The following is a 12,908-nucleotide window of genomic DNA, read 5'->3' as shown; positions in this document are numbered from 1 at the left end:
GAATCAGCGTACGCGAATGCCTTCAATGATCATGCGCTGAACGTTCTCGACAGTCTGCTCAAAGAACGCGGCGTCGCTGAGGGTCTGTCCGGTCACCGCCTCCACCTGCGTGGCGAAATCGGCATAGTGCTGCGTTGTGGCCCAGAGCATAAAGATCAGATGCTGCGGCTGGACGCCAGCCAGACGCCCTTCATCAATCCAGCGCTCAATTATCGCCGCCTTATCATCCACCAGTTGCTTGAGGTCGCCCGCCAGCTCCCCTTTCAGTAGCGGTGCGCCCTGCAGCATCTCCAGGCAGAACAGCCGGGAGGCCTGAGGATGATCGCGCGACACCTCCAGCTTCAGCCGGATATAGCGCCGGATGGCCATCAGCGGATCCTGATCGTGTGCCAGCGCGCGCAGCGGCGCCAGCCAGACATCCAGAATCTGTTTCAGCACCGCCACATAGAGCGCCTCTTTCGAGGGAAAATAGTAGAGCAGATTGGTTTTGGAAACGTCTGCCAGTTCGGCCACCTTATCGAGGCTGGTGCCATGAATACCAAACTGCGAGAACAGGGTCAGCGCCGCATCCAGTATCGCCGCTCGCTTTGCCGCCACCGCGCGTGAACGACGCGTTGGCTTTTTTTCATCGGTTTTCACTGCCTTACCTCATCCGTCAGGTGTCATCGCATCATAGCAAAGGGATCTCTGGCTGCCTAACCAGCGTGCTGCACCTTTTTTGCTCAGCCTGCATGGAAAACGTGCAGCGAATTTTGACCAAACGGTCTGAAATGGACCAGTCACTCCACTTTTATTTTTCCTCTTCATTTTAACCCATTGTTATATAAACAATTAAAAATTGTGGCACAGGGTTTGCAAAATTGTGACTGAGCGCAGCCCACAGGGATGAGGCAGGATGCAGTGCCGCGCGTGAAACACCTTTCCCCCATCGCAACGAGGTTTCACATGAAGATAGGCGTCTTTATTCCGATTGGTAACAATGGCTGGCTGATCTCCTCCAATGCACCGCAGTACATGCCAACCTTTGAACTCAATAAGGCAATCGTACTGAAAGCAGAGCATTACCATTTCGACTTTGCGCTTTCGATGATCAAACTGCGCGGCTTCGGCGGAAAAACAGAATTCTGGGATCATAACCTGGAGTCATTCACCCTGATGGCTGGTCTGGCAGCCGTCACCTCACGTATTGAAATTTATGCCACTGCCGCCACCCTGACGCTGCCACCGGCCATTGTGGCGCGCATGGCGTCCACCATTGACTCCATCTCTGGCGGCCGTTTCGGCGTCAACCTGGTCACCGGCTGGCAGAAACCGGAATATGAACAGATGGGTATGTGGCCTGGCGATGAGTACTTCAGCAGCCGCTACGCCTATCTGACCGAATACGTTACCGTGCTGCGCGACCTGTGGGGCACCGGAAAATCGGACTTTAAAGGTGAATTCTTCACCATGAACGACTGTCGCGTCAGTCCGCAGCCGCAGCGCCCGATGAAGGTCATCTGCGCCGGTCAGAGCGACGCCGGTATGGCCTTCTCCGCACAGTATGCCGATTACAACTTCTGCTTTGGTAAAGGGGTAAACACCCCTGCCGCGTTCAGCTCAACCTCGATTCGCATGAAACAGGCGGCGGAGAAAGCCGGTCGCGACGTCGGCTCCTACGTCCTGTTCATGATCATTGCCGCGGAAACCGATGAGGAAGCGCGGGCGAAGTGGGAACACTACAAAGCCGGTGCCGATGAAGAGGCGCTCTCCTGGCTGACCACCCAGAGTCAGCAGGATACCAAATCGGGCAGCGACACCAACGTGCGCCAGATGGCCGACCCCACCTCTGCCGTCAACATCAATATGGGTACCCTGGTCGGCTCCTGGGCCAGCGTGGCGCGGATGCTGGATGAAGTGGCTCAGGTTGAAGGCACCCACGGCGTGCTGCTGACCTTTGATGATTTCCTGGAAGGGATCGAGAACTTCGGACAACACATCCAGCCGCTGATGCGCTGTCGCAGCGCCCTGCTGGATGCACAGAAGGAGGTGGCATGATGAATACCGTTTACTGCGCTCACACGCCTGACGTGACTCAGGTCGAACTGCCAGCCCGGCCGGAGCCGATTGCTTTTCCCCCCGGTCAGAGTGCGCTGATCGTGGTCGATATGCAGAACGCCTACGCCACTGAAGGGGGTTATCTTGACCTGGCGGGCTTTGATGTTTCCGCCACACAACCGGTGATAGCGAAGATTCATCAGGCGGTGACGGCGGCGCGTGCCGCAGGCGTGCAGATTATCTGGTTCCAGAACGGCTGGGACAGTGACTATGTTGAAGCCGGTGATGCCGGTTCGCCCAACTTTCACAAATCAAATGCGCTGAAAACCATGCGCAAACGACCTGAACTGCAGGGCACGCTGCTTTCCAAAGGCGGCTGGGATTATGCACTGGTAGATGAACTGGTGCCGCAGCCCGGGGACATTGTGCTGCCTAAATCGCGTTACAGCGGCTTCTATAACACGCCGCTCGACAGCATGCTGCGCAGTCGCGGCATTCGTCATCTGATCTTTACCGGCATTGCCACCAACGTCTGTGTGGAATCGACGCTGCGCGACGGCTTCTTTCTGGAGTACTTCGGCGTGGTGCTGGAAGACGCAACCTACCAGGCAGGCCCGCCATTTGCCCAGCAGGCGGCGCTGTTCAATATCGAAACCTTTTTTGGCTGGGTATCGGATGTCGATACCTTCTGCGAAAGCCTGAAAGCCCCCTGATCACCGAGGATGACGCTATGCCAAAAAGTATCATTGTTCCACCGGGTACCACGACGCCCATCGCCCCGTTTGTCCCTGGCACGCTGGCAGATGGCGTGGTCTATGTTTCGGGCACGCTGCCGTTTGATGCTGACAACAACGTGGTGCATGTCGGGGATGCCGCCGCGCAGACCCGCCACGTACTGGAAACCATTAAAAAGGTGATTGAAACCGCGGGTGGCACGATGGCGGATGTCACCTTCAACTCTATTTTTATCACCGACTGGGCAAACTATGGTGCGGTGAACCAGGTCTACGCCGACTACTTTCCCGGCGATAAACCGGCCCGATTCTGTATTCAGTGCGGGCTGGTCAAACCGGATGCGCTGATTGAGATCGCCAGCGTGGCCCACATTGGCAAGCCGGAGGTCTGATGCAGCTGGATATTCTGGGCCTGCAAAATCCCGATGCACCGACGCTGGTGCTCTCCTCCGGGCTGGGCGGCGTAGCCGGTTTCTGGCAGCCACAGCTGGCGGCGCTGACGACACGCTATCGGGTGGTCTGTTATGACCAGCGAGGCACCGGACGCAGCGCTGACACGCTGCCGGAGGGCTACAGTATGGCGATGATGGCGGCGGAGCTGGCCGATGCGCTGGCGCAGCACGGCATCCTGCGCTTCAGCCTGATTGGTCATGCGCTGGGTGGCCTGCTGGGGATGCAGCTGGCGCTGGATTACCCGGAGCGGATCGAGCGGATCGTGGTGATCAACGGCTGGCTGTCGCTGCATCCCCATACCCGCCGCTGCTTTCAGGTGCGCCAGGATCTGCTGCTGAACGTCGGCGTGGATGCCTTTGTCCGTGCTCAGCCGCTGTTTCTCTATCCGGCAGAATGGATGGCGCAGCATCAGACGCGGCTTGAGCTTGAGGACAGTCATCATGTCGCCCATTTTCAGGGCATGGAAAACCTGATGCGCCGGCTGCACGCCCTGATGAGCGCAGATTTCAGCGCCCGGGCAGCCGCGATCCCGCAACCGGTGCTGGTGATCGCCAGTGAAGATGACCTGCTGGTGCCGTGGAGCTGCTCATCCGTGCTGGCTGCCGCCCTGCCCAACGCCACGGAGCAGAGAATGGCCTGGGGCGGACACGCCATGAGCGTCACCGACGCCGAAACCTTTAATACCCGGCTGCTGCAGTGGCTGGATCAGACTGATGACGTGCAGCCCCTGCAGCGCGTCGTCTAAGCTTTTGCGGAGAAGATTATGAGCCTGGATACCCTTACCCCTGCCGTTGACAAAACGGCCTTTCGTCATGCGATGTCGCGCCTGGGCGCGGCGGTCAACATCATTACCACGGAAGGTCCTGCCGGACGCGCAGGCTTCACCGCCTCTGCGGTGTGCAGTGTCACGGATGCGCCCCCTACACTGCTGGTCTGCCTGAACCGTTCGGCCTCGGTTTATCCGGTGTTCCGCGAAAACATGCAGCTCTGCGTCAACACCCTGGCGGCGGGCCATGAAGCGCTCTCCACGCTGTTTGGTGGTAAAACCCCGATGGCTGAGCGGTTTGTGGCTGCAGAGTGGTCGACGGCCGTTACCGGCTCGCCGGTGCTGAGCGGCGCGGTCGCCTCCTTTGACTGCCGGATCACTCAGATTGTCAGCGTCGGCACCCATGACACCCTGTTCTGTGAAGTCCTGGCCGTGGTGCGCAACGACGATTCTCACGGCCTGGCCTGGTTTGACCGGGGATACCATCCCCTGATGCGGCAGGAAGCCTGATAACCCTTCCCTGAAACCCACCGGCATTCATAACGCTCTGGAGTAGACGATGGCACGATCCTGGTTTCCGCAATGGCAAAAGAAGTCGGCTTTAACAGAAAACGGTATTATCGCCCCGGATGAGACACTGCCTGCGGGGCAGACGCTGGTGCTGGGTTTACAGCACGCGGTGGCGATGTTTGGCGCAACGGTGCTGATGCCGCTGCTGATGGGACTGGATCCCAATCTGGCGATTCTGGTCTCCGGGATAGGGACCCTGCTGTTCTTCTTTATTACCGGCGGTCGCGTGCCCAGCTATCTCGGGTCGAGCGCCGCGTTTGTGGGCGTTGTGATTGCGGTGACCGGTTTCAGCGGTCAGGGATTGAACCCTAACCTCAGCGTGGCGCTGGGTGGCGTCATCGCCTGCGGCCTGCTCTATACGCTGATAGGCGTGGTGGTAATGAAATCCGGCACCCGCTGGATTGAGAATCTGATGCCGCCCGTGGTGACCGGAGCCGTGGTGATGGCTATCGGGCTGAATCTGGCACCGATTGCGGTGCACAGCGTCTCTGCCTCCGCCTTCGACAGCTGGATCGCGGTGATGACCGTGTTATGTATTGGCCTGGTGGCCGTCTTTACCCGCGGAATGGTTCAGCGCCTGCTGATTCTGGTGGGGCTGATTCTGGCGTGGGCGATCTATGCCCTGCTGACTAACGTTCTGGGACTGGGCAAGCCGGTGGATTTTACGGCGCTGTCACAGGCGGCGTGGTTTGGTCTGCCGCATACCACCTCGCCGACCTTTGATCTGCATGCGATGGTATTAATCGCCCCCGTCGCCATTATCCTGGTGGCGGAGAACCTCGGCCACCTGAAAGCGGTAGCGGGCATGACCGGACGCAACCTCGACCCGTATATGGGACGCGCCTTTGTGGGCGATGGTCTTGCCACGATGCTCTCCGGTTCAATCGGCGGCAGCGGGGTGACCACCTATGCGGAAAACATCGGGGTGATGGCGGTGACCAAAGTCTACTCGACGCTGGCATTTGTTGCTGCGGCGGTCATCGCGATCCTGGCCGGTTTCTCACCGAAGTTCGGTGCGCTGATCCACACCATTCCGGCGCCGGTGATCGGCGGTGCTTCGATTGTGGTCTTCGGGCTGATTGCGGTGGCGGGCGCACGCATCTGGGTTCAGAATCAGGTCGATTTAGGCCAGAACAGTAACCTGATCATGGTGGCGACGACGCTGGTCCTTGGCGCAGGTGACTTTGCGCTTAAAATCGGTTCATTCACGCTGGGCGGCATCGGCACGGCGACCTTTGGGGCGATTATCCTCAATGCCATTCTGCGCCGTAACCGCGCCATGCAGCAGGATAAGCTGGCGCGTCAGCAGGGTTAACTACTCCAGCGGTGTGGCAGCAGGCTGCACCGCTTTCTTTCGTTTCAGCCGCAGTTCACTGACAATCACGCCACAGACAATCAGCGCCCCTCCCACCAGCGCCAGTGCAGGCAGCCGCTCACCGGCGATACGTCCGACCACGCCCGCCCAGACCGGCTCACCGGCGTAAATAACCGTGGCACGCGTGGGTGACACGCTGCGCTGCGCCCAGTTCATCGTGACCTGAATCAGCGCGCTGGCGGCGCCCAGTCCCAGCGCACTGAACAGCAGCGGCATGGAAATCACGGGCACCGTCTCCCCATTGGGGATCATCAGCGCAAAGGCACACAGCGACGCCACCGCGAGCTGGATCAGCGTCACACGACGCACATCGACCCGACTGGCAAAGCGGCTGATTAAGATAATCTCAGCGGCAATCGCCAGCGTACTGAACAGGGTGGCTATCTCCCCGGCATTCAGGCTGATACGGCCATCCTGCGGCCCCGCCACCAGCAGCAGACCGGTGAAGGCCAGCACAATCCCCAGCCATGACATGATGCCCGGCGGACGTCGTAAAAACAGCCATTGCAGCAGCGGCACCACCGGCACGTAGAGCGCAGTGAGAAACGCGGACTGACTGCTGGAGATGGTCTGCATTCCCCAGGTCTGCAGACCGTAACCGCCGGCAATCGACAGGCCAATCAGCGTCCCGGCTTTCACTTCCAGCCAGGTTATTCCTTTGAGATAGCGCCGGAAAAAGAGCGCCAGCAGCAGTGCGGCGGTGGCAAAACGCAGACCGACGAAAAAGAACGGTCCCGAGTGCTGCATCGCCCGATGCACCACCAGAAAGGTCCCGCCCCAGATCATAGTTATAAAGATTAACACCAGCTCCTGCCGCGTCAGGCGCAGGGATAAGCCGCGGAGAGTGTCCGACATAATTCACCTGATAAAAGATTCGGACAACATTGTGGAGGAGAGCGAGGGGGAAAAGCAACGACGTTAACCGCCGGATCTTACCGGCGGCTATCAGGGGATTAAGCGTCCGTTTTCTTCGGACTGCTGCGTCCGCCCTTTTCGCCGGCACGCGCGGCACGCTGCGGATCGTTTTTAAAATTACCGCCGCTGTTTTTGCCCCCTTTACGTCCCGCCTCTGCGGCACGTTCACGGTTTTCAGCAAAATTACCTGAACCGCCACGATGTGTTGTCATGATGTGCTCCTGTCGCGTAGTGCGATAAATAAGAATGAGAAAGTCGAGAGCTGACGGCCCGGGGCCTGGATTCAACCCATGGTTAAAGAATAGCCAGATTCTGCTTTCACCCCGCGCACAGTCACATTTAGCAACAGACTATTCACCACCGATTTGAGTAAATAACGAACATTCCTCTGGCTTACAACCGATTAGCTGCGGAATTATTACACAGCTAAACCCGCCCATTCCTTCCCTCCCCTGCGTAAAACGAAAGCTCTTCTATACTTTTTCTGGACGTCTAAACCACCTGGAGAGATCAATGGCTAAGATTCTGGTGCTTTATTACTCAATGTACGGACATATCGAAACGATGGCGAACGCGGTCGCTGAAGGCGCTCGTCGGGTTCCCGGCGCGGAAGTGGATATCCTGCGGGTGCCAGAAACGATGGAGGCCAGTCGCTTTGCGGAGGTGGGCGGCAAAACCGATCAGCTGGCGGCAGAGGCGACGCCGGATGTGCTGCCGCAGTATGACGCCATTATCGTCGGCACCCCGACCCGCTTCGGCAACATGTCCGGTCAGATGCGCACCTTCTGGGATCGCACCGGCGGCCTGTGGGCATCAGGTGCCCTGTTTGGCAAGGTCGCCAGCGTCTTCACCTCAACCGGCACCGGCGGCGGTCAGGAACAGACGATTACCTCGGTCTGGACCACCCTGGCGCATCACGGCATGGTGATCGTGCCCATCGGCTACGGCACCAAAGAGTTGTTTGATATCTCTCAGGTGCGCGGCGGAACACCTTATGGTGCGACCACCCTGGCAGGCGGGGATGGCTCACGTCAGCCCACGGAAGCGGAGCTGAACATCGCCCGTTTTCAGGGCGAACATGTTGCCAGCCTGACCACTAAACTGCAGGACTGATTTAATCAAAGGAGAAAAGTATGTCTACTGAACAATCAAAAGCACATCACGTTGGCGAATGGGCCAGTCTGCGTCATACCTCCCCTGAAATTGCTGAGGCCATTTTCGAAGTGGCTGATTACGATGAGAGACTGGCAGAAGAGATCTGGCGTCAGCAGGGCAGTGACGATGTACTGATTCGCGCCTTTGAAAAAACCGATAAAGATCTCCTGACCTGGGATGACAAACCCGTAGAACGTAAAAACGTCTGATTCAGGGGCGGGATCTTCCCGCCCTCAATTTTTTCGCTCACCAAGGAGAACGCTATGTCTTCCTATCAAAGCATTAATCCCGCCAACAACCAGTTGCTGAAGAGCTGGCCATCCCATGATGATGCCGCCGTCAGCCATGCCCTGAAGGTCGCCGACCAGCTGTTCCACTCCTCCTGGAGCAAAGGGGAGATTCAGCCGCGCCTGCAGGTACTGAAAAAGCTGGCTGACCTGATTGATAGCCGTGCGGAAGAACTCGCCACCATCGCCAGTAAAGAGATGGGTAAACTGATTGGTCAGAGCCGGGGCGAAGTCAAAATCTGCTCGCAGATTGCCCGCTACTACGCGGAGAATGCTGAGCGCATTCTGCAGCCGCACACCTACCCCAGTGAGCTGGGCGAAGCCTGGGTTGAGTATCACCCGATTGGTGTTCTGGTGGCCGTTGAGCCGTGGAACTTCCCCTACTATCAGCTGATGCGCGTGCTGGCGCCTAACCTCGCGCTGGGTAACCCGGTGCTGGCAAAACATGCCAATATCGTGCCGCACTGTGCCGATGTCTTTGAAAAACTGGTTCGCGAAGCAGGTGCGCCTGAAGGAGCCTGGACGAACCTGTTTATCTCTACGGAACAGGTCGCGGATCTGATTGCTGACGATCGGGTTCAGGGGGTTGCCCTGACCGGTTCCGAGCGCGCCGGCAGCGCCGTGGCCGAACAGGCCGGTAAGCACCTTAAGAAATCGACGCTGGAGCTGGGCGGCAACGACGTCTTTGTCGTACTGGATGATGCCGATCTTGATGAAGCCGTGCGTCAGGGCGTGCAGGCGCGCCTGAGCAACTGCGGTCAGGTCTGTACGGCGGCAAAACGGTTTATTCTGCATGAGAAAATTGCCGATCGCTTTATCAGCCAGTTCAGCGCGGCGCTGAGCGCGGCGACGCTGGGCGATCCGCTGGATGAGAAGACCACGCTGGGTCCGCTTTCCTCGGCAGATGCACGCGACCGTCTGGTTAAACAGGTTGATGAAGCTGTTGCCAGCGGCGCAAAACTGCTGACCGGCGGTAAAGCCGTTGACGGCGTGGGCTGCTATTACCAGCCCACGATTCTGACCGGCATCACACCCGATAATCCGGCTTACTATCAGGAGTTCTTTGGCCCGGTGGCACAGGTCTATGTGGTGGCAGACGACCAGGCCGCGGTAGCGCTGGCCAACGACTCTCACTATGGTCTTGGCGGCTCCGTCTGGACGCGGGATATTGCCCGTGGCCGCAGGCTCGCTTCTGCCATTGAAACCGGCATGGTGTTTATTAACTCGCAGAGCGACACCTCCGCAGAGCTGCCTTTCGGCGGCGTGAAACGTTCCGGCTATGGTCGTGAACTTTCCGATCTGGGCATCAAAGAGTTTGCTAACCAGAAACTGGTTGTTGTGGCGGGATAGGCTGCCGCAGGTATAAAAAAAACCCCGTCTCGACGGGGTTTTTTATTGTCAGCAGGATAGGGATATTACGGTGTCGCTTCAGCCGCTGACTTTGTTTTATCGTTCTGCGCGCTGGCAGACGGTGTTGCAGTATCAGCCTTGTCAGCCGTGGCGTTGTCACCGGCTGATTTCGCCGCTGCGTTATCCGCTTTGGCAGCAGCCGCGTTCTCCGCTTTGGCCTTCTCAGCCGCCGCTTTATCCGCGGCAGCTTTATCCGCTTTAGCCTTCTCCGCTGCGGCTTTGTCAGCGGCAGCTTTCTCCGCTCTGGCCTTCTCTGCTGCGGCTTTGTCAGCGGCAGCTTTCTCCGCTCTGGCCTTCTCTGCTGCGGCTTTGTCGGCGGCGGCTTTATCTGCGGCAGCCTTATCCGCATCCGACTGCGCTTTGTCTGCGGTCGCCTTATCGGCTTCCGCTTTGTCAGCGGCAGCATCCTGCGTCGCAGCGGCTTTCGCACTGTCGTCATCAGATGGCGTCGCGGCGGCTGGCTGTGGTGCAGCGGCTGGCTGCATTGGCGTGCCCTGCAGCGCCGCGTTCAGCGCCTGAGAGAACTGATCCCAGCTGCAATAGCCGTTAGCATCCGTCGGGCAGCCCGCCAGTTGCAGCGTCACACGTTTTGGCGGGTTTTTCAGACTCAGCACGTCCGCATTGCGCAGCTGATCGGCGCTCTGATAGACATATTCGACTTTGAGCAGGTCTTTGTCATTTTTCGCGTCGTGCCAGCGTTCAAAGACAACCTGACCACCAATCGGCGTTTTTTCCCAGGTATCAGGCAGCTCATATGGCTTCACCTGCAACGCGCTCAGCAGCGAGGCAATGTTTGAATCGTGCCCCACCATCAGCGTAATAGCTGGTGCACTGGCTTTATCCTGATCGACCAGCTGACTGCGGATGTAATCCACCAGCGGGGCGGCCACTTCGCGCGAGATATCCGGACTGGTAAACAGCGCGTCCTGATAGCCATTTTTAATGGCCGACAGCTCTTTCCACTGTTCAGGCGTCTTGATCTGTCCCCACGCCACCTGCTCCAGCGGGAAACCTTCATAATATTGCAGGGTGAACGCATCCATCAGCGAGTTACCCACTTTCAGCGGGCCACTGACATTCGGCTCTTTACCATTTTCCGCGCTGAAGGTGTTCTGACCGCTGCTCAGATCGCACTGCTTTTTATTGTTACAGGCAGGCGAAGATTTATAGTCAACAATCTTCTCAAGACGCTGGAAAGCAGGCTTCAGCGAGAGTTTTTCATTTTCAGCAGCCATCGCGGCCAGCGCTTTTTTGTTGAAGGCTTCGCTGCCATCTGTGATGACCGGATTAAAGATAGGATCCATGGTGCCCATCGCATCCTGATGCGTGACCGCGATGTCACAGCCCGGGAAAGCGCCATTTACAAAAAACTGGGCGGTGGCAACGGTACGCTGCAGGCTGTTGGCATAGACAAAGACGTTATGGCTGTCAGGACAGCTGCCGTTCTTCGCCAGCCCCTGCTGGGCCAGCCACTGACGGGTATAGTTACCCATGTAGATTTCCAGCACGCCACCTTTGGTGGTCAGCTGACCGCCAGGAACGTCCCACTGCGGCCAGCTTTTTTTAGTGGACTGCTCCAGCACGCTGCCGTTATCGGCCAGCGGCGCACGCAGATTGTGACGGCTTAGCATCAGGACCTGCTGCAGCTGCATATCACCTTCAGCCGCCAGCGCGACGGTTCCGACCGGCAATGCTGCGAGCACTGACAATGCGCAAAGACTCAGTTTCTTGATCATTGTGCCTATTCCATTCATTCAGTAAAGAAACACTCTGGCTATCAACCGATTAGCTCGCCTCAGAGCGACGTAATCCCTAGTGTAACTCAGCTCGCCTCAGAAAAGCGCCAGATGTTTGCAAAAACGGTGAGTAGACTATAGCAGAGAGGATAAAGAGAGATGAATGCAAAGCCGGATGCGGCTCAGTGCGCCTTTTCGGCATGGCAGAAGAACAGAGGAAGGCAGAAACGAAACAGGCCAGCACTGAGTGCTGGCCTGTAAAATCTGGCGGAGGAGGAGAGATTCGAACTCTCGGATGGTTTCCCATCGGCGGTTTTCAAGACCGCTGCCTTAAGCCACTCGGCCACCCCTCCGTTTTGAAACAGTACTGCATTGGCAAAATAATCCACTGACATTTTGCCACTTTATTGCCCGAGGCAGATAAAGTGGCGGAGGAGGAGAGATTCGAACTCTCGGATGGTTTCCCATCGGCGGTTTTCAAGACCGCTGCCTTAAGCCGCTCGGCCACCCCTCCGCAATGACGCGCACTATAAACATCCCGATTATCGATGTAAAGCCTGTATCTGACTGTTCGCATGAAAAACAGCCATTTCCTGTTTTTTCGCTGTCAAAATCACCACTCTGCTCAAACAATTAGCAGATTAGCGCGTAAAGAAGGGTAAAACGGCTTTTCCCTCTTTAATGGCCTGCGTATTCTCGGCTCATATTTAGTGTTCTGCTTAAAGGAGCGCAACATGGAAAGAATTGTCACTTCATCGCAGTCCTCACTGCTCTCAACGCACAAAGTTCTGCGCAATACCTATTTTCTGCTGGGATTAACCCTGGCTTTTTCAGCCGTGACGGCCACGGCCAGCACCCTGCTGGCGCTACCCGCTCCCGGTCTGATCCTGATGCTGGTCGGCTTCTATGGTCTGATGTTTTTAACTTACCGTCTGGCTAACAGCCCGATGGGCATCCTGGCCGCCTTTGCCTTCACCGGCTTCCTGGGTTACTGCCTGGGTCCGATCCTGAGCTCTTTCCTGACCGCAGGGATGGGGGATGTGATCGCACTGGCGCTGGGTGGAACGGCGCTGGTCTTCTTCTGCTGTTCCGCGTATGTGCTGACGACCCGCCGTGATATGTCCTTCCTTGGCGGAATGATGATGGCGGGCTTTGTGGTGCTGCTGGTCGCGGTAGTGGCTAACCTCTTCCTGCAGTTACCTGCTCTGCATCTGGCTATCAGCGCCCTGTTCATTCTCTTTTCAGCCGGCGCGATTTTGTGGGAAACCAGCAATATCATCCACGGCGGAGAAACAAACTATATCCGGGCCACGGTCAGCCTCTATGTTTCACTCTATAACATCTTTGTCAGCCTGCTGAGCCTGCTCGGTTTTGCCCGCAGCAACTGACAGACACGTGCATCAGCGTTGAAAACCCCGCTCCGGCGGGGTTTTTGCTTTTACTGTTACGCCAGTTTGCTACACTGCGCCG

Annotated in this window: 14 protein-coding genes and 2 tRNA genes; 10 read left to right on the top strand and 6 right to left on the bottom strand. The window is 57.6% G+C overall.

The window, feature by feature from the left end:
* Positions 1 to 3: 3 nt before the first annotated feature.
* On the bottom strand, positions 4 to 639 hold the full coding sequence (gene rutR / locus AC6I7A_RS06610) for an HTH-type transcriptional regulator RutR (protein ID WP_009090993.1): 636 nt from the start codon (positions 637 to 639) through the stop codon (positions 4 to 6).
* Between the two features lie 306 nt (positions 640 to 945).
* On the opposite strand from rutR, the gene rutA reads away from it, so the two are divergent.
* The 6 genes from rutA to rutG are packed head-to-tail and all read left to right on the top strand — an operon-like array spanning position 946 to position 5,875.
* Entirely contained in the window at positions 946 to 2,037 is a 1,092-nt protein-coding gene (rutA, locus tag AC6I7A_RS06605) for a pyrimidine utilization protein A (protein ID WP_009090995.1), read from the top strand.
* Positions 2,037 to 2,750: a pyrimidine utilization protein B gene (gene rutB, locus AC6I7A_RS06600; protein WP_033736577.1), complete on the top strand. Its 714-nt coding sequence runs from the start codon at positions 2,037 to 2,039 to the stop codon at positions 2,748 to 2,750. Before rutA ends, rutB begins: the two co-directional genes overlap by 1 nt.
* A gap of 17 nt (positions 2,751 to 2,767) precedes the next feature.
* Positions 2,768 to 3,163, top strand: coding sequence for a pyrimidine utilization protein C (gene rutC, locus AC6I7A_RS06595; RefSeq protein WP_009090999.1), 396 nt, complete (start codon positions 2,768 to 2,770; stop codon positions 3,161 to 3,163).
* Positions 3,163 to 3,969 carry a pyrimidine utilization protein D gene (gene rutD, locus AC6I7A_RS06590; RefSeq protein WP_058958003.1) on the top strand — a complete coding sequence of 269 codons (807 nt, stop codon included), beginning with the start codon at positions 3,163 to 3,165 and terminating at the stop codon, positions 3,967 to 3,969. Before rutC ends, rutD begins: the two co-directional genes overlap by 1 nt.
* An 18-nt stretch (positions 3,970 to 3,987) precedes the next feature.
* A complete protein-coding gene (gene rutF, locus AC6I7A_RS06585) occupies positions 3,988 to 4,500 on the top strand; it encodes an NADH-dependent FMN reductase RutF (protein WP_033736345.1) in 513 nt (170 codons plus the stop codon).
* A 49-nt stretch (positions 4,501 to 4,549) separates the two neighbouring features.
* The gene (gene rutG / locus AC6I7A_RS06580) at positions 4,550 to 5,875 is read left to right on the top strand and encodes a pyrimidine utilization transport protein G (RefSeq protein WP_058958004.1); all 1,326 of its coding nucleotides are present in this window, start codon (positions 4,550 to 4,552) and stop codon (positions 5,873 to 5,875) included.
* On the opposite strand, the gene AC6I7A_RS06575 is transcribed toward rutG, so the two are convergent.
* On the bottom strand, positions 5,876 to 6,790 hold the full coding sequence (locus AC6I7A_RS06575; RefSeq protein ID WP_058958005.1) for a DMT family transporter: 915 nt from the start codon (positions 6,788 to 6,790) through the stop codon (positions 5,876 to 5,878).
* A 98-nt stretch (positions 6,791 to 6,888) separates the two neighbouring features.
* The gene (locus tag AC6I7A_RS06570) at positions 6,889 to 7,062 is read right to left on the bottom strand and encodes a con-10 family general stress protein (RefSeq protein ID WP_009091008.1); all 174 of its coding nucleotides are present in this window, start codon (positions 7,060 to 7,062) and stop codon (positions 6,889 to 6,891) included.
* A gap of 301 nt (positions 7,063 to 7,363) precedes the next feature.
* Between AC6I7A_RS06570 and wrbA the strand changes: the two genes are divergently transcribed.
* Genes wrbA through AC6I7A_RS06555 form a run of 3 tightly spaced genes read left to right on the top strand, consistent with a single transcriptional unit; the run spans position 7,364 to position 9,642 of the window.
* Positions 7,364 to 7,963: an NAD(P)H:quinone oxidoreductase gene (gene wrbA, locus AC6I7A_RS06565; protein WP_009091010.1), complete on the top strand. Its 600-nt coding sequence runs from the start codon at positions 7,364 to 7,366 to the stop codon at positions 7,961 to 7,963.
* 20 nt (positions 7,964 to 7,983) lie between these two features.
* Positions 7,984 to 8,214 (top strand): YccJ family protein, encoded by a 231-nt coding sequence (locus AC6I7A_RS06560; RefSeq protein WP_009091011.1) that lies wholly within the window; start codon positions 7,984 to 7,986, stop codon positions 8,212 to 8,214.
* A gap of 54 nt (positions 8,215 to 8,268) precedes the next feature.
* On the top strand, positions 8,269 to 9,642 hold the full coding sequence (locus AC6I7A_RS06555) for an NAD-dependent succinate-semialdehyde dehydrogenase (protein WP_058958006.1): 1,374 nt from the start codon (positions 8,269 to 8,271) through the stop codon (positions 9,640 to 9,642).
* Between the two features lie 65 nt (positions 9,643 to 9,707).
* Here AC6I7A_RS06555 and agp read toward each other — a convergent pair whose 3' ends face one another.
* The 3 genes from agp to AC6I7A_RS06540 form a co-directional block, all read right to left on the bottom strand.
* The gene (gene agp / locus AC6I7A_RS06550) at positions 9,708 to 11,438 is read right to left on the bottom strand and encodes a bifunctional glucose-1-phosphatase/inositol phosphatase (protein ID WP_082668212.1); all 1,731 of its coding nucleotides are present in this window, start codon (positions 11,436 to 11,438) and stop codon (positions 9,708 to 9,710) included.
* Positions 11,439 to 11,703: 265 nt separating this feature from the next.
* Positions 11,704 to 11,791 (bottom strand) — tRNA-Ser (locus AC6I7A_RS06545).
* A gap of 73 nt (positions 11,792 to 11,864) precedes the next feature.
* Positions 11,865 to 11,952: transfer RNA gene (locus tag AC6I7A_RS06540), tRNA-Ser, on the bottom strand.
* Between the two features lie 220 nt (positions 11,953 to 12,172).
* Between AC6I7A_RS06540 and yccA the strand changes: the two genes are divergently transcribed.
* Positions 12,173 to 12,826: an FtsH protease modulator YccA gene (gene yccA / locus AC6I7A_RS06535; RefSeq protein ID WP_009091017.1), complete on the top strand. Its 654-nt coding sequence runs from the start codon at positions 12,173 to 12,175 to the stop codon at positions 12,824 to 12,826.
* The last annotated feature ends 82 nt before the right edge of the window (positions 12,827 to 12,908 follow it).

The sequence above is a fragment of the Type-F symbiont of Plautia stali genome (assembly GCF_059731105.1).
The sequence above is the reverse complement of the archived record's forward strand: the minus strand, read 5'-3'. Positions and strand labels throughout refer to the sequence as shown.